20 protein-coding genes and 1 riboswitch are annotated in these 20,619 nt (G+C 74.9%); of the genes, 19 read left to right on the forward strand and 1 reads right to left on the reverse strand.

Features of this window, described 5'->3' with window-relative positions; all coding sequences use genetic code 11:
• Positions 1-14 precede the first annotated feature (14 nt).
• From coaBC to GA0070564_RS19445, 8 genes are all read left to right on the forward strand, one after another.
• Complete coding sequence (coaBC, locus tag GA0070564_RS19410; protein WP_091610137.1) at positions 15-1,259, forward strand: bifunctional phosphopantothenoylcysteine decarboxylase/phosphopantothenate--cysteine ligase CoaBC; 1,245 nt, start codon at positions 15-17, stop codon at positions 1,257-1,259.
• A 47-nt stretch (positions 1,260-1,306) separates the two neighbouring features.
• Positions 1,307-2,512: a methionine adenosyltransferase gene (gene metK, locus GA0070564_RS19415; RefSeq protein ID WP_091610139.1), complete on the forward strand. Its 1,206-nt coding sequence runs from the start codon at positions 1,307-1,309 to the stop codon at positions 2,510-2,512.
• 59 nt (positions 2,513-2,571) lie between these two features.
• Entirely contained in the window at positions 2,572-4,482 is a 1,911-nt protein-coding gene (locus GA0070564_RS19420) for a primosomal protein N' (RefSeq protein WP_091610141.1), read from the forward strand.
• 213 nt (positions 4,483-4,695) lie between these two features.
• Positions 4,696-5,676: an AAA family ATPase gene (locus GA0070564_RS19425; protein ID WP_091610144.1), complete on the forward strand. Its 981-nt coding sequence runs from the start codon at positions 4,696-4,698 to the stop codon at positions 5,674-5,676.
• Positions 5,677-5,758: 82 nt separating this feature from the next.
• Positions 5,759-7,030, forward strand: a complete 1,272-nt coding sequence (locus GA0070564_RS19430; RefSeq protein WP_091610147.1) for a cytochrome P450 — start codon at positions 5,759-5,761, stop codon at positions 7,028-7,030.
• A gap of 42 nt (positions 7,031-7,072) precedes the next feature.
• Positions 7,073-7,633, forward strand: a complete 561-nt coding sequence (def, locus tag GA0070564_RS19435) for a peptide deformylase (protein ID WP_091610149.1) — start codon at positions 7,073-7,075, stop codon at positions 7,631-7,633.
• Positions 7,634-7,637: 4 nt separating this feature from the next.
• Positions 7,638-8,564, forward strand: coding sequence for a methionyl-tRNA formyltransferase (gene fmt, locus GA0070564_RS19440; protein WP_091610151.1), 927 nt, complete (start codon positions 7,638-7,640; stop codon positions 8,562-8,564).
• Positions 8,561-10,150, forward strand: coding sequence for an RsmB/NOP family class I SAM-dependent RNA methyltransferase (locus GA0070564_RS19445; RefSeq protein WP_091610154.1), 1,590 nt, complete (start codon positions 8,561-8,563; stop codon positions 10,148-10,150). Before fmt ends, GA0070564_RS19445 begins: the two co-directional genes overlap by 4 nt.
• Before the next feature lie 96 nt (positions 10,151-10,246).
• Here GA0070564_RS19445 and GA0070564_RS19450 read toward each other — a convergent pair whose 3' ends face one another.
• Positions 10,247-11,143 (reverse strand): septum formation family protein, encoded by an 897-nt coding sequence (locus GA0070564_RS19450; protein ID WP_091610157.1) that lies wholly within the window; start codon positions 11,141-11,143, stop codon positions 10,247-10,249.
• A gap of 259 nt (positions 11,144-11,402) precedes the next feature.
• Here GA0070564_RS19450 and rpe point away from each other — a divergent pair, with 259 nt between their 5' ends.
• The 11 genes from rpe to GA0070564_RS19505 all read left to right on the forward strand — a co-directional run bounded on the left by rpe (position 11,403) and on the right by GA0070564_RS19505 (position 20,496).
• A complete protein-coding gene (rpe, locus tag GA0070564_RS19455; protein WP_091610160.1) occupies positions 11,403-12,083 on the forward strand; it encodes a ribulose-phosphate 3-epimerase in 681 nt (226 codons plus the stop codon).
• Positions 12,013-13,041 (forward strand): GGDEF domain-containing response regulator, encoded by a 1,029-nt coding sequence (locus GA0070564_RS19460; RefSeq protein WP_176730740.1) that lies wholly within the window; start codon positions 12,013-12,015, stop codon positions 13,039-13,041. Before rpe ends, GA0070564_RS19460 begins: the two co-directional genes overlap by 71 nt.
• 82 nt (positions 13,042-13,123) lie before the next feature.
• A riboswitch (FMN riboswitch) is annotated at positions 13,124-13,295 on the forward strand.
• Positions 13,296-13,463: 168 nt separating this feature from the next.
• A complete protein-coding gene (gene ribD / locus GA0070564_RS19465; RefSeq protein ID WP_091610163.1) occupies positions 13,464-14,525 on the forward strand; it encodes a bifunctional diaminohydroxyphosphoribosylaminopyrimidine deaminase/5-amino-6-(5-phosphoribosylamino)uracil reductase RibD in 1,062 nt (353 codons plus the stop codon).
• A gap of 1 nt (position 14,526) precedes the next feature.
• Complete coding sequence (locus GA0070564_RS19470; protein ID WP_091610165.1) at positions 14,527-15,138, forward strand: riboflavin synthase; 612 nt, start codon at positions 14,527-14,529, stop codon at positions 15,136-15,138.
• Positions 15,138-15,833: a nicotinamide riboside transporter PnuC gene (gene pnuC, locus GA0070564_RS19475; protein ID WP_091610167.1), complete on the forward strand. Its 696-nt coding sequence runs from the start codon at positions 15,138-15,140 to the stop codon at positions 15,831-15,833. The genes GA0070564_RS19470 and pnuC overlap by 1 nt, the downstream gene beginning before the upstream one ends.
• Positions 15,830-17,107: a bifunctional 3,4-dihydroxy-2-butanone-4-phosphate synthase/GTP cyclohydrolase II gene (locus tag GA0070564_RS19480; protein ID WP_091610172.1), complete on the forward strand. Its 1,278-nt coding sequence runs from the start codon at positions 15,830-15,832 to the stop codon at positions 17,105-17,107. Before pnuC ends, GA0070564_RS19480 begins: the two co-directional genes overlap by 4 nt.
• Positions 17,108-17,109: 2 nt before the next feature.
• Complete coding sequence (gene ribH / locus GA0070564_RS19485; RefSeq protein WP_091610175.1) at positions 17,110-17,607, forward strand: 6,7-dimethyl-8-ribityllumazine synthase; 498 nt, start codon at positions 17,110-17,112, stop codon at positions 17,605-17,607.
• A 299-nt stretch (positions 17,608-17,906) separates the two neighbouring features.
• Positions 17,907-18,170 (forward strand): phosphoribosyl-ATP diphosphatase, encoded by a 264-nt coding sequence (locus GA0070564_RS19490; protein ID WP_091610178.1) that lies wholly within the window; start codon positions 17,907-17,909, stop codon positions 18,168-18,170.
• Positions 18,171-18,215: 45 nt separating this feature from the next.
• The gene (hisG, locus tag GA0070564_RS19495) at positions 18,216-19,061 is read left to right on the forward strand and encodes an ATP phosphoribosyltransferase (protein WP_091610180.1); all 846 of its coding nucleotides are present in this window, start codon (positions 18,216-18,218) and stop codon (positions 19,059-19,061) included.
• Positions 19,058-20,026 carry a DMT family transporter gene (locus GA0070564_RS19500; RefSeq protein ID WP_091610182.1) on the forward strand — a complete coding sequence of 323 codons (969 nt, stop codon included), beginning with the start codon at positions 19,058-19,060 and terminating at the stop codon, positions 20,024-20,026. Before hisG ends, GA0070564_RS19500 begins: the two co-directional genes overlap by 4 nt.
• Positions 20,023-20,496 carry a PH domain-containing protein gene (locus GA0070564_RS19505; RefSeq protein ID WP_091610185.1) on the forward strand — a complete coding sequence of 158 codons (474 nt, stop codon included), beginning with the start codon at positions 20,023-20,025 and terminating at the stop codon, positions 20,494-20,496. The genes GA0070564_RS19500 and GA0070564_RS19505 overlap by 4 nt, the downstream gene beginning before the upstream one ends.
• Positions 20,497-20,619 lie beyond the last annotated feature (123 nt).

Raw genomic sequence — 20,619 nt, forward strand, 5'->3', positions numbered from 1 at the left:
CCGCCCGCGCGTCGATGTCCGCCGAGATCGTCCTCGGGGTCGGCGGCGGCATCGCCGCCTACAAGGCGTGTGAGCTGCTGCGGCTCTTCACCGAGTCGGGCCACCGCGTCCGGGTCGTGCCGACCGCGTCGGCGCTGCGCTTCGTCGGAGCGCCGACCTGGGCGGCGCTGAGCGGCCAGCCGGTCGCCGACGACGTCTGGTCCGACGCGCACGAGGTGCCGCACGTCCGGCTGGGCCGGCGGGCCGACCTGGTGGTCGTCGCGCCGGCCACCGCGGACCTGCTCGCCAAGGCCGCCACCGGTCTCGCCGACGACCTGCTCACCAACACGCTGCTGACGGCCCGCTGCCCGGTGGTGCTCGCCCCGGCCATGCACACCGAGATGTGGGAGCACCCGGCGACCGTGGCCAACGTGGCCACGCTGCGCGCCCGCGGCGTACGCGTCATCGAGCCGGCCGTCGGCCGGTTGACCGGCGCGGACACCGGCAAGGGCCGGCTGCCCGACCCGGCCGAGATCTTCGCGGTGGCCCGGCGGGCGCTGCGCCGCGGTCTCGACGCCCCGGCCGACCTCACCGGCCGGTACGTGGTGGTCACCGCCGGCGGCACCCGCGAGCCGCTCGACCCGGTCCGCTTCCTCGGCAACCGCTCCTCCGGCAAGCAGGGCTACGCCTTCGCCCGCACGGCCGTCGCCCGCGGCGCCCGGGTCACCCTGGTCTCGGCGAACGTCGCCCTGGCCGACCCGGCCGGCGCCGACGTGGTCCGGGTCGGCACCACCGAGGAGCTGCGCAGGGCCACCCTGGAGGCGGCCGACGGCGCGGACGTCGTGGTGATGGCGGCGGCGCCGGCCGACTTCCGACCGGCAAGCTACGCGACCGGGAAGATCAAGAAGGCGGAGGACGGCAGCGCGCCCACCATCGAGCTGGTCACCAACCCGGACATCGCCGCCGAGCTGGGCCGTCGCCGCCGGCCGGAGCAGGTCCTGGTGGTGTTCGCCGCCGAGACCGGCGACGCCGAGGCCAACGGCCGCGCCAAGCTCGCCCGCAAGCGGGCCGACCTGATCGTCGTCAACGAGGTCGGGGTGGACAAGGTCTTCGGCGCCGAGACCAACGCGGCGACCGTCATCGGCGCGGACGGCTCGGTGCACCGGCTGCCCGAGCAGGCCAAGGAGGACCTGGCCGACGGCGTCTGGGACCTCGTGGCGACCCGGCTGGCGCAACCGTCCCAGAACCCGGGGGACTCGCCGTTCCACGAGTCACCCTAGAACCTGGTGACTAAACTGCCGCCGAGCGACCGTTCAAGAGTTTCCACATGTTTAGGAGTGCCGTGACACGTCTCTTCACGTCCGAATCGGTCACGGAAGGCCACCCGGACAAGATTGCCGACCAGATCAGCGACGGCATCCTGGACGCCCTGCTGTCCCAGGACCCGCACAGCCGGGTCGCGGTCGAGACCCTGATCACCACCGGTCAGGTCCACGTGGCCGGCGAGGTGACCACCAAGGCGTACGCGGACATCCCGACCATCGTCCGGGAGACGATCCTGGGGATCGGGTACGACTCGTCGAAGAAGGGCTTCGACGGGGCCTCCTGCGGCGTCAGCGTCTCCATCGGCTCCCAGTCCCCGGACATCGCCCAGGGCGTGGACAACGCCTTCGAGCTGCGTACCGGCGCGTCGGAGAGCGCGCTGGACGCGCAGGGCGCCGGCGACCAGGGGATGATGTTCGGCTTCGCCTGCTCGGAGACCCCCGAGCTGATGCCGCTGCCGATCGCGCTGGCGCACCGGCTGGCCCGCCGGCTCTCCGCGGTGCGCAAGGACGGCACCGTGCCCTACCTGCGGCCGGACGGCAAGACCCAGGTCACCATCGAGTACGACGGCCTGCGGCCGGTGCGGCTCAACACGGTGGTCGTCTCCAGCCAGCACGCCGCGGACATCTCGCTGGACTCGCTGCTCACCCCGGACGTGCGCGAGCACGTCATCGCCCCGGAGCTGGAGGGCCTCGGCCTGGACACCGAGGGCTACCGGCTGCTGGTCAACCCGACCGGCCGGTTCGAGATCGGCGGCCCGATGGGTGACGCCGGCCTGACCGGACGCAAGATCATCGTCGACACCTACGGCGGTTACGCCCGGCACGGCGGCGGCGCGTTCTCCGGCAAGGACCCGTCGAAGGTGGACCGTTCCGCCGCGTACGCGATGCGCTGGGTGGCCAAGAACGTGGTCGCCGCCGGCCTGGCCGAGCGCTGCGAGGCGCAGGTCGCGTACGCGATCGGCAAGGCCCACCCGGTGAGCCTGTTCATCGAGACGTTCGGCACCGAGAACGTGCCGGTCAGCTCGATCGAGAAGGCCGTCGGCGAGGTCTTCGACCTCCGCCCGGCCGCCATCATCCGGGACCTCAACCTGCTCCGCCCGATCTACCAGCAGACCGCCGCCTACGGCCACTTCGGCCGTGAGCTGCCCGAGCTGACCTGGGAGAGCACCGACCGGGCCGCCGACCTCAAGTCGGCCGCGGGAGCCTGACCGGCGCCAGGCACAGCGACCGGCGACCCGCGGACGGGTCGCCGGTCGCTCGCGTCTGCGTGGACGTGCCCCTGGCCCACCTGGACCGGCCCTTCGACTACCTGGTCCCCGCCGAGCTGGACGGGACCGCCGTCGCCGGGGTCCGGGTGAAGGTGCGCTTCGCCGGGCAGCTGGTCGACGGCTGGCTGCTGGAGCGGGTCGCCGAGTCCGACCACCCCCGCCTGTCGTACCTGGAGAAGGTCGTCTCACCCGAGCCGGTGCTCGCCCCGGAGATCGCCGCGCTGGCCCGGGCGGTCGCCGACCGGTACGCCGGCAGCCTCGCCGACGTGCTGCGGCTGGCCGTACCGCCCCGGCACGCCCGGGTCGAGAAGGAGCCCCGCGCCGACGACGACCGGCCGGCCCCGTTCGACGGACCCGTCGGGCCGCGCGGTTGGGGGGACTACCCGGCGGGGCCGGCGTACCTGCGGGCGCTCACCGAGGGCCGGGCCCCGCGCGCCGTCTGGTCGGCCCTGGCCGGCGAGGACTGGGCCGCCCGGTACGCCGACGCGGTGGCCGCCACCGTCGCCGGTGGCCGGGGCGCGGTCGTGGTGGTCGCCGACAACCGGGACCTGGACCGGCTCGACACCGCGCTGACCGCCGCGCTGGGCCCGGGGCGGCACGCCTGCCTCTCCGCCGCCCTCGGTCCGGCCCGCCGCTACCGGGCCTTCCTCGCCGCCCGTCGCGGCGACGTGCCGGTGGTGATCGGCACCCGGGCGGCGATGTTCGCCCCGGTGGACCGGCTGGGCCTGGTGGCCGTCTGGGACGACGGCGACGACCTGCACGCCGAGCCGCGCGCCCCCTACCCGCACGCCCGGGAGGTGCTGCTCACCCGGGCCCAGCTCGCCGAGGCCGGCGCCCTGGTCGGCGGGTACGCCCGCACCGCCGAGGCGCAACTGCTGGTGGAGACCGGCTGGGCGCGGGAGGTGGTCGCCGACCGGGCGACCGTGCGGGCGCGTACCCCGGCCATCGCGCCGACCGGCGACGACCCGCAGCTGGCCCGCGACCCGGGCGCGGCGACCGCCCGGTTGCCCAGCCTGGCCTGGACCGCGGCCCGGGACACCCTGCGCGCGGACGCCCCGGTGCTGGTCCAGGTGCCCCGCCGCGGCTACCTGCCCTCGGTCTCCTGCGCGGACTGCCGCACCCCGGCCCGCTGCCCGCACTGCGCCGGCCCCCTGGCCCTGCGCTCGCACGACGCCCCGCCGGCCTGCCGCTGGTGCGGCCGGGTCGCCGCCGCCTACGCCTGCCCGGAGTGCGGCGGCCGGCGGCTGCGCGCGGCGGTGACCGGCGCCCGGCGCACCGCCGAGGAGCTGGGTCGGGCCTTCCCCGGTGTGCCGGTGCGCACCTCGGGGCGGGAGGAGGTGCTGGCCACCGTGCCGGGCGGCGCCGGGCTGGTGATCGCCACCCCGGGCGCGGAGCCGGTGGCCGAGGGCGGGTACGGCGCGGTGCTGCTGCTCGACTCGTGGGCCCTGCTCACCCGGGCCGACCTGCGGGCCGGGGAGGAGGCGCTGCGGCGCTGGCTGGCCGCCGCGGCGCTGGCCCGCCCCGCCCCGGCGGGCGGCCGGGTGGTGGTGGTCGCCGACGGCGCGCTCGCCCCGGTGCAGGCGCTGCTGCGCTGGGACGCCGCCTGGTTCGCCGCCCGGGAGCTGGCCGAGCGGCGGGAGCTGGGCTTTCCCCCGGCGGTGAAGATGGCCAGCGTCACCGGGGTCGCCGACGCGGTGGCCGACCTGCTCGCCGGCGCGCCGCTGCCCGAGGAGGCGGAGCTGCTCGGCCCGGTGCCGGCCGACGACGACCGGGAACGGATGCTGGTCCGGGTGCCCCGGGCCCGGGCCGCCGCGCTGGCCGAGGCCCTGCACGCGGCGGCCGGCCGGCGCAGCGCCCGCAAGGCCGCCGAACCGGTCCGCCTCCAGGTCGACCCGCTCAGCCTCTTCTGAGCCCCGCCCCGGTCACCCAGCGTGATGCGTTTCGGGGCTTCTGCGGGACTTTGCCCAGCTGGCGGGGTCGACGCCGGACACCGTGTGCGGCTGGGGCGGGGGCCGAAGGTGATAGCATCGCCCGTCATGCCCGGGCGCGACGAGGGCGCAGGCCCGTCGGTTCGACGCCAAGTCGATGATGTCAGTCAGCCGGTGATCAGGGGTGGACCAGTCGTGACCGTTCGTCAATCGATCGTCTTCAACGGTGACCTCGGCAGCGGAAAGAGCACCGTCTCCGTCGAGATCGCCAAGCGGCTGGGGATGCGCCGGGTCAGCGTGGGCGACCTCTACCGGCAGATGGCCCAGGAGCGGCAGATGACCGCCCTCCAGCTCAACCTGCACGCCGAGCTGGACCAGGCCGTCGACGGCTACGTCGACCAGCTCCAGCGGGACATCGCCGCCTCCGGCGAACCGCTGGTGATGGACTCCCGACTGGCCTGGCACTTCTTCACCCATGCGCTCAAGGTGCACATGATCACCGAGCCCGCCGAGGCGGCCCGCCGGGTGCTGCTCGGCCGCTCCGGGCCGGCCGAGAGCTACACCTCCCTGGAGGAGGCGAAGGCCAAGCTCCAGGAGCGCAGCGAGAGCGAGCGCAACCGGTTCATCGTCCGCTACGGCGTCGACAAGGCCCGGCTGCGCAACTACGACCTGGTCTGCGACAGCACCCGGGCCACCCCGGAGCAGGTGATCCAGCACGTCGTCGACGCGTACGAGGGCCGGCTCGGGGCGGACGTGCTGCGCGACGCGCCCCCGCTGCTGCTGCTCGACCCGGCCCGGATCTACCCGACCGAGGACATCACCACGCTGCGCGGGCTCTGGGACTCGGAGTTCGTCGGTGAGGTCGCCGAGGGCGGCGACGAGGCCCTGGAGCCGTTGCGGATCGGCTACACCGGCGAGTACTTCTTCGTCGTCGACGGCCACCGGCGGCTCAGCGCCGCCCTCCAGAGCGGCTTCCCGCTGGTCCCGGCGCAGCTGGTGGCCGAGGCGGACGAGCCGGTGGTCGGCGGGATGAGCGCGGTGGAGTACTTCACCGCCCAGGTCCGCCCCGGCACCGTGCACGACTGGGCCGCCGCGCACGGCACGCACCTGCCGCTGCCCGCGCACGCCCTGCTCGCCGGGGACGCGGTCCTCGCCGGGGAACCGGGCGGCGTCTGAGCCGCAGCGGCGGCACGGGATCGCCGGATCGAGCGAACCGGAGCATGATGGGGGTTCGGGTCCGATTCCGGGGAGGCCGACCGTGGATCCTGCCGACGCCCTCGCGGAGCTCCTGTCGCCGTCGGGACGGGTGAACCCGTACCCGGTCTACGAGCTGCTGCGCGCGCACGGACCGGTGACCTCCGCCGGGCCGGTCTTCTTCGTCGCCACCGGGTACGAGGAGGTCGACGCGATCCTGCGGGACCCCCGGTTCGGGGTGCTGGACGACGCCCTGCGCGACCAGTTCCTGCCCGGCTGGCGGGAGAGCCCGGCCGTGCTCTCCATCTCCCGCTCCATGCTGCGGACCAATCCGCCGGACCACAGCCGGATGCGCCGGTTGGCCGCCGGGGCGTTCACCCCGCGGCGGATCGCCGCGATGCGCGACGTGGTGGTCGCCCAGGCCGACGAGCTGATCGACGGGATGCTGGCGCGGGGCCGCGACGGCGACCCGGTCGACTTCATGGACGACTTCGCCTATCCGCTGCCGGTCGGGGTGATCTGCGCGCTGCTCGGCGTCCCCACGGCGGACCGGGGGCTGTTCCGCAGGTGGGCCGGCGAGCTGACCGGCGTCCTGGAGCCGGAGATCAGCCCGGCGGAGCTGGCCATGGCCGACCGCGGCGCCACCGAGCTGCGCGACTACTTCACCGAGCTGGTCGCGGCCCGCCGCCGTACGCCGACCGACGACCTGACCAGCGCGCTGGTGCAGGCGCACGAGACCGGCGGCGCCCGGCTCTCCGGCGACGAGCTGCTGGCCAACCTGGTCGTGCTGCTGGTGGCCGGCTTCGAGACCACCACCAACCTGCTCGGCAACGGCCTGGTGGTGCTCCTGCAGCACCCGCGGGAGGCCGCGGCGCTGCGCGAGCACCCGGAGTTCGCCCCGGGCTACGTCGACGAGCTGCTGCGCTACGACTCACCCGTCCAGCTGACCTCGCGACTGAGCACCGAGTCGAGCCGGCACGGCGGGGTCGACCTGCCGGCCGGCAGCTGGCTGATGCTCAGCCTCGGCGCGGCCAACCGTGATCCGCGTCGCTATCCCGAGCCCGAGCGGTTCGACCCGTGGCGCCCCCAGATCCACCCGCTCTCCTTCGGCGCCGGCCCGCACTACTGCCTCGGCGCGGGACTGGCCCGGCTGGAGGCGCAGGTGGCCTTCCCGCAGCTGCTGCGCCGGCTGCCCGGCCTCGCCCTGGCCGGCGAACCGGAACGCCGGGTCCGGCTGACCCTGCGCGGGTACGCCACCCTGCCGGTCACCGTCGGCGATCCGGCGCCGGAGCCCGATCGTGGTACGCCGGCCGGGGCGGCCCGGGCGACTCCGTAGACTGGTACGGCACCGTCCGTCCCACCGAAGGAGTCTGCCCGCGTGACCGTCCAGCCCATCCGTCTGTTCGGCGACCCGGTGCTGCGCACGCCGGCCGACCCCGTGGTCGACTTCGACGTGGAGCTGCGCAAGCTCATCGCCGACCTCACCGACACGATGCGCGAGCAGAACGGCGCCGGCCTGGCCGCGCCGCAGCTCGGCGTGGGCCTGCGGGTGTTCACCTTCGACGTCGACGACGTGCTCGGTCACCTGGTCAACCCGGTCCTGGAGTTTCCGGACTCCGAGGAGCAGGACGGCCCGGAGGGCTGCCTGTCGATCCCCGGTCTCTACTTCGACACCAAGCGCCGGCAGAACGTCATCGCCAAGGGCTTCAACGGCTACGGTGACCCGCTCCAGATCGTCGGCACCGGCCTGATGGCCCGCTGCGTGCAGCACGAGACCGACCACCTCGACGGGGTGCTCTTCCTCGACCGGCTGGACCCGGCCGGCCGCAAGGCCGCCATGAAGGCGATCCGCCAGGCGGAGTGGTACGACGAGGCCGCCCCGCCCACGGTCAAGCTCAACCCGCACGCCGCCGGCAGCCCGTTCGGGCTGGGGCGGTGACCCGGTGCGTCTGATCTTCGCCGGTACGCCGGCCGTCGCCCTGCCCGCCCTGGACGCCGTCGCCGCCTCCGGCCACGAGCTGCTGGCCGTGGTCACCCGCCCCGACGCGCCCGCCGGTCGCGGTCGCGGCCTGCACCGCTCGCCCGTCGGCGCCTGGGCCGACGAACGCGGCATCGAGGTGCTCACCCCCGCCCGCCCCCGGGAGCCGGAGTTCCTGGACCGGCTGCGTGAACTGGCCCCGGACTGCGTCCCCGTGGTCGCCTACGGCGCCCTGGTCCCGCCGGTGGCGCTGGAGATCCCCCGGCACGGCTGGGTGAACCTGCACTTCTCGCTCCTGCCGGCCTGGCGCGGCGCCGCCCCCGTGCAGCACGCCGTGCTGCACGGCGACGAGCTGACCGGCGCCAGCGTCTTCCAGCTGGAGCAGGGCCTCGACACCGGTCCCGTCTACGGCACGCTGACCGACGAGATCCGCCCCACCGACACCTCCGGGGACCTGCTGGAGCGGCTGGCCCACTCCGGGGCCGGCCTGCTGGTGGCGGTGCTCGACGCGATCGACGCCGGCAGCGCCCGGGCCGAGCCGCAGCCCGCCGACGGGGTGTCGCTGGCCCCGAAGCTGACCGTCGAGGACGCCCGGGTGCGCTGGACGGAGCCGGCCTTCGCGGTGGACCGGCGGATCCGCGCCTGCACGCCGGCGCCCGGCGCGTGGACGACCTTCCGGGACGACCGGGTGAAGCTCGGGCCGGTGCGACCGGTGCCCGACGGACCCGAGTTGAAGGCCGGTGAGCTGCTGGTGGAGAAGTCCCGGGTGCTGGCCGGAACGGCCACCGGTCCGGTGCTGCTCGGCGAGGTGCGGGCGGCCGGCAAGAAGGCCATGTCGGCCGGCGACTGGGCGCGCGGCGTCCGGGTCAGCACCGGCGAGGTGTTCGCGTGACGGCGCCGTCCGAGCCCCGGGGCGAGCACTCCGCCGACCAGAGCCGATCGGCCGGTGGCCGGGGCGACGGTCCACGCGAGGGCGACCGGGGGCGGTCCTTCGACCGCGGCGACCGGTATCCGCGTGGCGAGCGCTCCGGCCCGCGTGGGGACCGCCCGTCCGGCGGGGACCGGCGTGGCGGCGGGCAGTTCGGCGGCGACCGGCGTGGCGCCGGCCGGCCGGTGCGGCCGGCGGTGGACCTGCCGAGGTACGTGGCCTACCAGGCGGTCGCGGCGGTGCACCGCGACGACGCGTACGCCAACCTGGTGCTCCCGGCGATGCTGCGCGAGGAGGGGCTGACCGGCCGGGACGCCGCGTTCGCCACCGAGCTGACCTACGGCACGCTGCGGCACACCGGCACCCTCGACGCGATCGTGACCGACGCTGCCGGGCGCGACGTGCAGCGGATCGACCCGCCGGTACGCGACGCCCTGCGGATCGGGGCGTACCAGCTCCTGCACACCCGGGTGCCGGCGCACGCCGCGGTCTCCTCCACGGTGGACCTGGTGCGTCAGGTCGGACCGGGCGCCACCGGCTTCGCCAACGCCGTGCTGCGGGAGATCACCACCCGGGACCACGACGCCTGGGTGGCCAAGCTCGCCCCGGACTCGGCGACCGACCCGATCGGGCACCTGGCGCTGGCGTACAGCCACCCGCAGTGGATCGTGCGGGCGTTCGCCGAGGCGCTCGGCGGGGACCTGGCCGAGACCGAGCGGCTGCTGATCGAGGACAACGAGCGGCCGCCGGTGCACCTGTGCGCCCGGCCGGGGCTGGCCGACCCGGTCGAGCTCGCCGACGAGGTGGGTGGCGCCCCGGGCGCCTTCTCCCCGTACGCGGTCTACCTCGGCGGCGGCGCCCCCGGCGACCTGCGGGCGATCGTCGAGGGACGCGCGCACGTCCAGGACGAGGGCTCGCAGCTGGTGGCGAACGCCCTGGCCAACGCCCCGCTGGACGGGCCGGACGGCCGGTGGCTCGACCTGTGCGCCGGTCCCGGCGGCAAGGCCGGCCTGCTCGGCGCCCTGGCCGCGCAGCGCGACGCCCGGGTGACCGCGGTGGAGGTGGCCGAGCACCGGGCCCGACTGGTCGAACAGGCCACCAGGGGCCTGCCGGTGGCCGTGCTGGCCGCCGACGGCCGCGAGGTCGGGGCGCACCCGAAGCTGCCCGAGGAGCACTTCGACCGGGTGCTGGTCGACGCCCCCTGCACCGGGCTGGGCTCGCTGCGCCGCCGGCCGGAGTCCCGGTGGCGGCGGCAGCCGTCGGACCTGCCCCCGCTGACCCGCCTGCAACGCGAACTGCTCGGCGCGGCGCTGCGGGCGGTCCGCCCCGGTGGCGTGGTGGCGTACGTGACCTGCTCGCCGCACACGGTCGAGACGCACGTGACGGTGACCGAGGCGGCCCGCCGCTCCGGGGTGCCGGCCGACTTCGTCGACGCCCGTCCGCTGCTGCCGGCCGGCATGCCGGGACTCGGTGACGGGCCGTCCGTGCAGCTCTGGCCGCACCGGCACGGCACCGACGCGATGTTCCTCGCCGTCCTGCGCCGTACCTGACCCGGGTGGCCCGGCCGCGGCGGCTCACCCTGCCGCGGCCGGCCGCCCCAGGTCGCACGGCCGGGCGTCGTGCACCCGGCGGGGGTGGCCCGCGGGTCAGATGGCGGGCAGGCCCGCGGGGCCGACGCCGCGCATCGAGCGGGTCAGCTTCCGGTCGTCGCTCCACAGGAAGCAGCGGATGCCCCGGTCGCCCTCCTCCCACTCGCGCTGCGAGGGGGGATAGAAGATCGACCCGGCCCGGTACGGCAGGTCGCTGTTGTTCGGCACGGCGGCGAAGGCGGCGATCAGGGCCATGCAGCGGCGGTGCACCTGCTGGGTGGCCCGGACGAACTGCGCCCAGCTCATGTCCCGTTCCAGGTAGACGCCGACGAACTCTGCGCGGTGCGGCTCGGTGCAGAGCACCGGCGCCATGTAGTTGAGGTTCTTCCCGATGAGCTTCGGGTCGAAGCAGCGGTGGGTCAGCGGGTTGTCGCCGATCATCGCCCCGCGCAGGCTGCCGGTGCGGTTGCGGGGCCGGGTGTTGTCAATGCTGTCGGTCTCGCTCAGGTCGCAGCGGAACCAGCGGGCGCCGGCCGCCCAGGCGGCCTGGGCGGGCAGCGCGATGTTCAGGGTCAGCCGGGCGGAGTGCCAGTCCCCGCCGAGCACCTCCCGGGCCCGCTGGTCGCACTCCGGCCGCGCGGTGCGCAGGGCGGGGGAGCCGGGTTCCGGCCGCCGCTCGGACTGCGCCGCCGCGCCGGTGAAGGTGCCGACGTGGATGGCCTCGGCCAGGTGGCTGCGGGCGCAGTCGACCGTCTCGTACGTGGCGGCCTGCACCACCGAGGTGATCCGGGGCAGGCAGGCGTCGGTGGCGGGGACGAACAGCGCCGGCGGCCGGAGCGCCGGCCAGTCGTCGGTGAGGTCACCGTCGGCGTGGTGCGGGCGTACGCAGCCGCCGAGCATCGCCGTCGTCGCGCCGGCCAGCGCCAGCGCCAGCGCCAGCAGCCACCGTCGCATCGTCCGCCCTTTCCGGGAATGACGGCCGGAACGCCGCGGCCCGGGTGCCGTCGTGCGCCACCGGGCGTGCAGCATATGTCACCGTCCTGCATGGAGTGTCGCCGTCTTTCAGTCGGTCGGCCAGTCACTGCTGACCTTTCGTCCGGGATTCGGCGAACGGGTCGGCCAATTCTGCACCAGTGGTGACGGCTGGATCACGGTACGTCCCGGGTGGTGCCGCGATGCTGCCCGGGGGTGACCGCGTTCGTACACTGGCCCGGTGACCGTACCGCCGCCGATCGTCGCGCCGAGCATCCTGGCCGCCGACTTCGCCCACCTCGCCGATGAGGTCCGTGCCGTCGAGAACGCCGCGGACTGGCTCCACGTCGACGTGATGGACAACCACTTCGTGCCCAACCTGACCATCGGGCTGCCCGTGGTGCAGAGCCTGCGGGCGGTGACCCAGCTGCCGTTCGACGTGCACCTGATGATCACCGACCCGCGGCGCTGGGCCCCCGGGTACGCCGACGCCGGGGCGTACAACGTCACCTTCCACGCCGAGGCGTGCGACGACCCGGTGGCCCTGGCCAAGGACCTGCGCTCCGCCGGGGCGAAGGCCGGGCTGGCCATCGACCGGGACACCCCGATCGAGCCGTACCTGGACCTGCTGCCCAGCTTCGACACCCTGCTGATCATGACGATCAAGGCCGGCTTCGGCGGGCAGCGGTTCATCCCGCACCTGCTGGACAAGGTGCGGGCCGCGCGCCGGCACGCCTCCGCCGGCCACCTCGAGCTGCGCATCGAGGTCGACGGGGGGATCGCCGCGGACACCATCGAGCAGGCCGCCGCGGCCGGCGCGGACGCCTTCGTGGCGGGCACCGCGGTCTACGGTGCCGACGACCCGGCCGAGGCGGTACGCCGGCTGCGGGGCCTGGCGGAGCGCGCGGCCGCCGGGGCCTGAGGTGGACGCGGCCGAGGACCGACCCGACGTCATCCTGGTCGTCGACGACGACGAGGACATCGCCCGCTTCGTCGAGTTCAACCTGCGGCTGCACGGTTTCGAGGTGATCCACGCCGGCGACGGCCAGGAGGCGCTCGAGGTGATCGAGCGGCAACGGCCGGACCTGGCCGTGGTGGACCTGATGATGCCCCGCATCGACGGCCTGGAGCTGACCCGGCGGCTGCGCGCCGACCCGATGACCTCGGCCCTGCCGGTGATCATGTTGACCGCCAAGGGGATGACCGTGGACAAGGTCCACGGGCTCAGCGCCGGCGCGGACGACTACCTGGTCAAGCCCTTCGACACCGCCGAGCTGGTGGCCCGGGTCGCCTCCACGCTGCGGCGGAACAAGGAGTTCCGGGAGGTCTCCCCGCTGACCGGCCTGCCGGGCAACAGCCGGATCCGCCGGGAGATCGCCGACCGGGTCCGCAACGGCGTCGACTACGCCGTCGGGTACGTCGACATCGACCGGTTCAAGAGCGTCAACGACCGGTACGGTTTCGTCCGCGGCGACGAGTTCATCTCGGCGCTGGCCCGCAGCCTGCACCGGGCGGTGGTGTCGATCGGCATCCCGCCGGCCTTCCTCGGCCACGTCGGCGGCGACGACTTCGTCATCGTCTGCGCCCCCGACCAGGTCCGCCCGCTGACCTCCCGGGCGGTGGTGGACTTCGAGAAGGCGGCCGACTCGCTCTACGACCCGCCGGACCGGGAACGCGGGTTCGTCGAGCTCAAGGACCGCCGGGGCAACATCCGCCGGGCCGCGCTGGTCACCCTCTCCATCGGCGTCTCGCTCTCCGACGCGGGCAAGCGGTTCAGCGATCCGCTGGAGGCGATCGCCGTGGCCTCCGAGATGAAGTCGGTGGCCAAGAGCCAGCCGGGCTCCTACGTCGCGGTGGACCGGCGCCGCGGCGTCACCTGAGCCGGAACCGGACATCTGTGAGCTAGCTCGCCTCGGTGGAGACGCGGGCCGCCGGGCGTGTAAGACTTCGGGGGTACCCACCACGCGCTGGCGGGGCTCGGTGAAATTCCGAACCGGCGGTGATCCACGGTCCGACCGTGGTAAGCCCGCGACCCGGACGGCTTCGGCCGTGCGGTGGACCTGGTGAGAATCCGGGGCCGACGGTTGGCGACGGCACCTTCGTCGCCAGAAAGTCCGGATGGGAGACAGCGCGCGGGACGGGGAGAGCCTGTGCGCCGGCTGCTGTCCAGCCGCCGTCCGGGCTCCCCGGGGCCGGCCACGCCGTCCCCGGATCTCCGCCGCCGCCTGCCCGCGGCCTCTTGGCCGTTGCCTCCCGTACCGCCCGCGCGCGGACCGGCGAGTGAGAGGGCAGGGCAGCGGCGATGGCGAGGTTCTCCGTCGACGAGGCGATGCTGCGTGCCGTCGCGCTCGCCGGCCGGGGGCTCGGCACCGCGAGCCCCAACCCGGTGGTCGGCTGCGTACTGCTCGATCCGGACGGCGAGGTCGTCGGCGAGGGGTTCCACGCGTACGCGGGCGGACCGCACGCCGAGATCGTCGCGCTCGCCCAGGCCGGTGAGCGGGCCCGGGGCGGCACCGCGGTGGTCACCCTGGAACCCTGCGACCACGTCGGACGTACCGGGCCGTGCAGCCTCGCGCTGATCCGCGCCGGGGTGGCCCGGGTGGTGATCGCCGTGCCCGACCCGAACCCGGTCGCCTCCGGCGGGGCGCACACCCTGCGCGACGCCGGCGTCCAGGTGGAGTTCGGGGTCCGCGCCGCCGAGGCCGAGGCCGGCAACGTCGCCTGGCTGACCTCCACCCGCCGCGGCCGGCCGTACGTGATCTGGAAGTACGCGGCCACCCTCGACGGCCGGTCCGCGGCGGTCGACGGCACCAGCATGTGGATCACCTCGGAGCCGGCCCGGATGGATGTGCACGCCCTGCGTGGCACCGTCGACGCGGTGCTCGCCGGGGTGGGCACCGTGCTCGCCGACGACCCCCGGCTCACCGCCCGCAACCTGCGCGACGGCACGCTGGCCATCCGGCAGCCGCTGCGCGTCGTGGTGGACAGCTCCGGTCGTACGCCCGCCGGGGCGCAGGTCCGCGACGCCGCCGCGCCCACCTGGATCGCCACCGCGGCGGAGGTCGGGGCCGGGCCGGACGGCCGGGTCGACCTGCCGGCGCTCCTGGCCGAGCTGCACCGCCGTGGCGTGCGCGCCGCGCTGCTGGAGGGCGGCCCCCGGCTGGCCGGCGCGTTCCTCGCCGCCGGCCTGGTCGACGAGGTCGTCGGCTACGTCGCCCCCCGGCTCCTCGGCGCCGGGCCGACCGCCCTGCTCGACGCGGGCGTCACCACCATCGCCGAGGCCATCGACCTGGAGATCACCGACGTCACCCGGATCGGTCCCGACCTGCGGGTCACCGCCCGGCCCCGGAAGAGGGAGAGCTGACATGTTCACCGGAATCGTCGAGGAGTTGGGCGAGGTCGTCGGGGTCACCGCGACCGGCGGGGACTCCGCCCTGGTCGCCGTCCGCGGCCCGCTGGTCACCTCCGACGCCCGACACGGCGACTCGATCGCCGTCAACGGCGTCTGCCTGACCGTGGTCGACGTCGACGGCGGGGTGTTCACCGCCGACGTGATGGGGGAGACGCTGCGCCGCTCCTCGCTCGGCGTGCTGCGCCCGGGCGCCCCGGTCAACCTGGAGCGGGCCGCCGCCCTGGGCAGCCGGCTCGGCGGCCACCTGGTCCAGGGCCACGTCGACGGGGTCGGCGAGCTCGTCTCCCGGGAGCCCGCCGAGCAGTGGGAGACGGTCCGCTTCCGGCTCCCCGCCCACCTGGCCCGGTACGTGGTGGAGAAGGGCTCGATCACCGTCGACGGGGTGTCGCTGACCGTCGCCGAGGTCGGCGACGACTGGTTCAGCGTCGGGCTGATCCCGACCACCCTCCAGCTGACCGTGCTGGGCGCGAAGAGCGTCGGCGACCCGGTCAACCTGGAGGTCGACGTCCTGGCCAAGTACGTCGAGCGGCTGCTCGGCGCCCGGGCCGGCGGGGGCGAGGGCTGATGGGCCCGCTCGGCTGGCTGCTCGACGCCCAGGTCCACGTCGCCGGTTCCCCGGTGCTGGTCCGGGAGATCGTCGGCAACGTCTTCGGGCTGGCCTCCGCCCTGTTCGGGCTGCGCCGGCTGGTCTGGGCCTGGCCGGTCGGCATGATCGGCAACGCGCTGCTGTTCACCGTCTTCCTCGGCGGGGTCTTCGCCACCCCGCAGGCGCACGACCTCTACGGGCAGGCCGGCCGGCAGGTCTTCTTCTTCGCGGTCAGCGTCTACGGCTGGTGGCGCTGGTCGCGCAACCGGCACGCCGGTGACGGGGACCAGCCGGCGGTGAACCCGCGCTGGGCCACCGGCCGGGAGCGGCTCGGCCTGCTCGCCGTCGCCGTCCTCGGCACCGCCGCCGGCTATCCGCTGCTCGCGGCGCTCGGCTCCTGGGGGCCGCTGCCGGACGCCTGGATCCTCACCGGCAGCCTGCTCGCCACGTACGGCATGGCCCGGGGCTGGGTCGAGTTCTGGGTGATCTGGATCGCCGTCGACGCGGTCGGGGTGCCGCTGCTGCTGCGGGGCGGCTTCTACCCCTCCGCGGCGATGTACCTCGTCTACGGCGCGTTCTGCGTCTGGGGCCTGGTCAGCTGGTGGCGTACCTCCCGCCGGATCTCCGCGCCCACCCACCCGATCCCGTCCACCTATTCGGAGGTCGTGGCATGACCAGCACGTTCGCCAGCATCGAGCAGGCGGTCGCCGACATCGCCGCCGGTCGTCCCGTCGTCGTGGTCGACGACGAGAACCGGGAGAACGAGGGCGACCTGATCTTCGCCGCCGAACTGGCCACCCCGGAGCTGGTGGCGTTCATGGTGCGGTACACCTCCGGCTACATCTGCGTCTCACTCACCGAGAGCGAGTGCGACCGGCTGGACCTGCCGCCGATGCACCACACCAACCAGGACCGGCGGGGCACCGCCTACACGGTGACGGTGGACGCCCGCGAGGGGATCAGCACCGGCATCTCCGCCGCCGACCGCTGCCGCACCATCCGGCTGCTCGCCGACGCGGGCACCGACCCGACCGACCTGTCCCGCCCAGGGCACGTGGTGCCGCTGCGGGCCCGCGAGGGGGGTGTGCTGCGCCGCCCCGGCCACACCGAGGCGGGCGTCGACCTGACCCGGCTGGCCGGGCTGCGCCCGGCCGGCGTGCTCTGCGAGCTGGTCAACGACGACGGCACCATGATGCGGGTGCCCGACCTGGAGAAGTTCTGCGCCGAGCACGAGCTGACCCTGGTCACCATCGCCGACCTGGTGGCGTACCGGCGGCGGCACGAGAAGCAGGTGGAGCAGGTCGCCGACGCCCGGATGCCCACCCCGTACGGGGTGTTCCGGGCGCTGGGCTACCGGGCCGAGCACGACCCGGCCGAACACGTCGCCATGGTGTACGGGGAGATCGGCGACGGGCAGGACGTGCTGGTCCGGGTGCACTCGGAGTGCCTGACCGGGGACGTGTTCGGCTCGCTGCGCTGCGACTGCGGCCCGCAGTTGCAGGCCGCGCTGGCCCGGGTCGCCCGGGAGGGGCGCGGGGTGGTGCTCTACGTCCGCGGGCACGAGGGCCGGGGCATCGGCCTGCTGCACAAGCTGCAGGCGTACCAGTTGCAGGACCTCGGCCGGGACACCGTCGACGCGAACCTGGACCTGGGCCTGCCGGCCGACGCCCGGGACTACGGCACCGGCGCGCAGATCCTCTACGACCTGGGCGTGCGGTCGATGCGGCTGCTCACCAACAACCCGGCCAAACGGGCCGGGCTGGAGGGGTACGGCCTCACCATCACCGGCCGTGAGGGGCTGCCCATCCGGTCCAACCCGGAGAACGTGCGGTACCTGCGCACCAAGCGGGAGCGGATGGGGCACCTGTTGGACGAGTTCGACGAACTGGGCGAGCAGACCGAGGCGCCGATGGGGCGCCCGGTCGCCGGCGACGAGATCGGAGCATAGACATGGCGGGATTCGGCGAGCCCGGGGTGGACGCGGTCGACGCCGCGGGGCTGACCGTGGGCGTGGTGGCGGCCCGGTGGCACGGCGAGCTGACCGACCACATGCTCGACCGGGCGGTGGCCGCGGCACAGGCGTGCGGTGCCCGCGCCGTGGCGGCCCGGGTGGCCGGCTCGGTGGAGCTGCCGGTGGTGGCGCAGGCCCTCGCGCGCCGCTGCGACGTGGTGGTCGCGCTCGGCGTGGTGGTCCGCGGTGCCACCGCCCACTTCGACTACGTCTGCCAGTCGGTGACCGAGGGGCTGACCCGGGTGGCCCTGGACGAGGGGAAGCCGGTGGCGCACGGGGTGCTCACCGTCGACACCATCGAACAGGCCCGCGACCGGGCCGGCCTGCCCGGCTCCGCCGAGGACAAGGGCTGGGCGGCGACCGTGGCGGCGCTGGACGCGGCGCTGACCATCCGCGGCCTGGACCGGGCCGGCCAGCGGGTCGGCTTCGGCGGCTGACCCCGACCGGTCGGCTCGGCCGGCCTGCGGCGGTCCGGCCTTCCCGGCCGGCGCCACCCTCTCGAACCGCGCCTGCCGGCGACGGAGGTGGCGTCCCGCGGCACCGCAACGGGTCACACCTCCCCTCATCCCCACCACCGAAAGCCGGGCAGCGCAGGACGGTGGCCGTCGTGAGTCACCTGTGCTCGCCGGGACGCCCGCAGATCGATCCCCGGGTCCGACCACCACTCACCGTGGGGAAGATGACGCGCCCGGACCCGGCGCGAGCAACCCCGCCGGCCGGCTGGAAGAATCGCGGCGTGAAGACGTTCGAGGAGTTGTTCGCCGAGCTGCAGGCCAAGGCCGCGGCCGGCACCCCGGGCTCCGGCACGGTCGCCGCCCTGGAGAAGGGGGTGCACTTCGTCGGCAAGAAGGTCGTCGAGGAGGCGGCCGAGTCGTGGATGGCCGCCGAGCACGAGGGGCCGGAGCGTACCGCCGAGGAGATCTCCCAGCTGCTCTACCAGGTCCAGGTGCTGATGCTGGCCAGCGGTCTCGAGCTCGAGGACATCTACCGACATCTGTGAGTGCGCCCACTCGTTGATCACACCCGATCGAAGGAGCACTCCGTCATGCTGCGTGTCGCCGTACCCAACAAGGGCGCCCTGGCCGAGAAGGCCGCCCAGATGCTGCGCGAGGCGGGCTACCGCCAGCGCACCGACCCGAAGGACCTCGTCTGCCGCGACGAGGCCAACGACATCGAGTTCTTCTACCTGCGCCCCAAGGACATCGCCACCTACGTCGGCTCCGGTGACCTCGACGTCGGGATCACCGGCCGGGACCTGCTGATCGACTCCGGCGCGCCGGCCGAGGAGATCGTCGACCTGGCGTTCGGCCGGGCCACCTTCCGCTTCGCCGCCCGCCCGCAGGACGTCGACGACGTCCGCGAGCTGGGCGGGCACCGGATCGCCACCGCGTACCCCGGGCTGGTCGAGCGGCACCTCGCCGAGCTCGGCGTCAAGGCCGACGTGATCCGCCTCGACGGGGCGGTGGAGAACGCCATCCGGCTCGGCGTGGCCGACGTGGTCGCCGACGTGGTGGAGACCGGCGCCACGCTGCGCCAGGCGGGTCTGGTGGTCTTCGGCGAGCCGCTGCTGCGCTCCTCGGCGGTGCTGGTCCGACGCGCCGGCGCCCCCGGCTGCGCCCAGGCCGACCAGCTGCTGCGCCGGCTGCACGGGGTGCTGGTCGCCCGGCGGTACGTGATGCTCGCCTACGACGTGCCGGCCGGTCTGCTCGACCGGGCCAGCTCGCTGACCCCGGGCATCGAGTCGCCGACCGTCTCCCCGCTGCACCGGGAGGGTTGGGTCGCCGTGCAGGCGATGGTCCTCCGCGACGACGTGCACCGGATCATGGACGAGCTCTACGACCTGGGCGCCCGGGCGATCCTGGTCACCAACATCCACGCCTGCCGGCTGTGAGGTCGCTGCCGTCGGCGGTCGCCCTGCCCGTGGTGGTGCTGGGCGGGGCGGCCGCGGCGGCGCAGGGGGCGGTCAACGCCGAGCTGGGGGAGCGGGCCGGCAACCCGGTGCTCGGTGCGGTGGTGAACAACCTCGGCGGCAGCCTGCTGATCCTGGTCGGCCTGGTCGCGCTCCCCTCGATGCGGGCCGGGCTGGTCGCGCTGCGCCGGGCCCGGTTGCCCTGGTGGGCGTACCTGGGCGGGCTCGGTGGGGCGGCGATCGTGGTGGTCGGCACGTACGTCGTACCCGTGCTCGGCGTCGCGGTCTTCACGATCGCGCAGGTGGCCGGGGGCAGTCTCGGCGGCCTGGCGGTGGACCGGGCCGGCCTGGCGCCGGTGGGGCGGCTGGCGCTGACCGTGCCCCGGGTGGCCGGCGCGCTGCTCGGCGTGGCCGCGGTGACCCTGGCCCAGCTGGGTCGCCCGGTCGGCGAGCTGGCGGTCGGGCTGGTGCTGCTCGCGGTGGGCGGTGGGCTGGCGGTCGCGGTGCAGACGGCGCTCAACGGTCGGGTCTCCGCCGCCGGCACGTCCTCGGCCGGGGTGGCCGTGAACTTCGCCACCAGCACCCCGGTGGTGCTGCTGGTGGCGGCCTTCGCGGGGGCGCTGAGCGGCGCGGCTCCGACCTGGCCGACCGACTGGTACCTCTACGCCGGCGGCCTGCTCGGGGTCGGCATCGTGGCGTCCCTGGTGGTGGGCGTCCGGGCGGTGGGGGTGCTGCGCACCGGGCTGGCCCTGGTGGCCGGGCAGCTCGCCGGGGCGCTCCTGCTCGACGTGCTGCTGCCCGGCGGGGCGGGGCTGCGGCTGCCGGTGCTGGCCGGCTCGGCGCTGACCCTGCTGGCCGTCCTGGTCGCCGGGGCGCGACCCCGCCGCCGGTCGGTTCGTGTGGCGGCCGAGCCCGCGGGCGAGTCGGATGGCAGACTGGTGGGGTGAACGACAGCGATCGGGTGAGCCTGCGACCACGCAAGATCCGGCTGGTGTGCTGGACGTCGGCGGTCGTCCTGGTCGTGGTCTTCAGCCTGGCGGCCACCTCGCTGACCGGCCGGACCGGCGACGGCTACGGCAGCTTCCAGCGTGGTGACCAGGTCGCCATGATCGGCCTGGGTGTGCTCGGCGCGCTCGGCCTGCTGCTCTTCACCCGGCCCCGGGTGGAGGCGGACGCCCGGGGCGTACGCGTGCGTAACGTGACCGGCTCCTACGACCTGCCGTGGGAGGTCGTCCGGGGGGTCCGGTTCGACCGGGGCGCGCCGTGGGCCAGCCTCGAGCTGCACGACGACGACCTGCTGCCGATGGTCGCCCTCCAGGCCGCCGACAAGGAGCGGGCCGTGGCGGGCGTACGCGCCCTTCGCCGGCTGCACCAGGCCCACCTGGCCACCCTCGGCGAGCGCGCCCCCGGCCGCTGACCGGCCCACCCGGACCCCGGCCGCCGGTGGGTGCCCGGTTTGGGGTGCGACGTCGGCAGGGTGTAGTGTTAGCGAGTCGACCAGGCTGCCCCCGTGTCTCACGAGTGGGCGGCCGTTGAAGCG

The organism is Micromonospora mirobrigensis (assembly GCF_900091555.1).
Lineage (GTDB): Bacteria > Actinomycetota > Actinomycetes > Mycobacteriales > Micromonosporaceae > Micromonospora > Micromonospora mirobrigensis.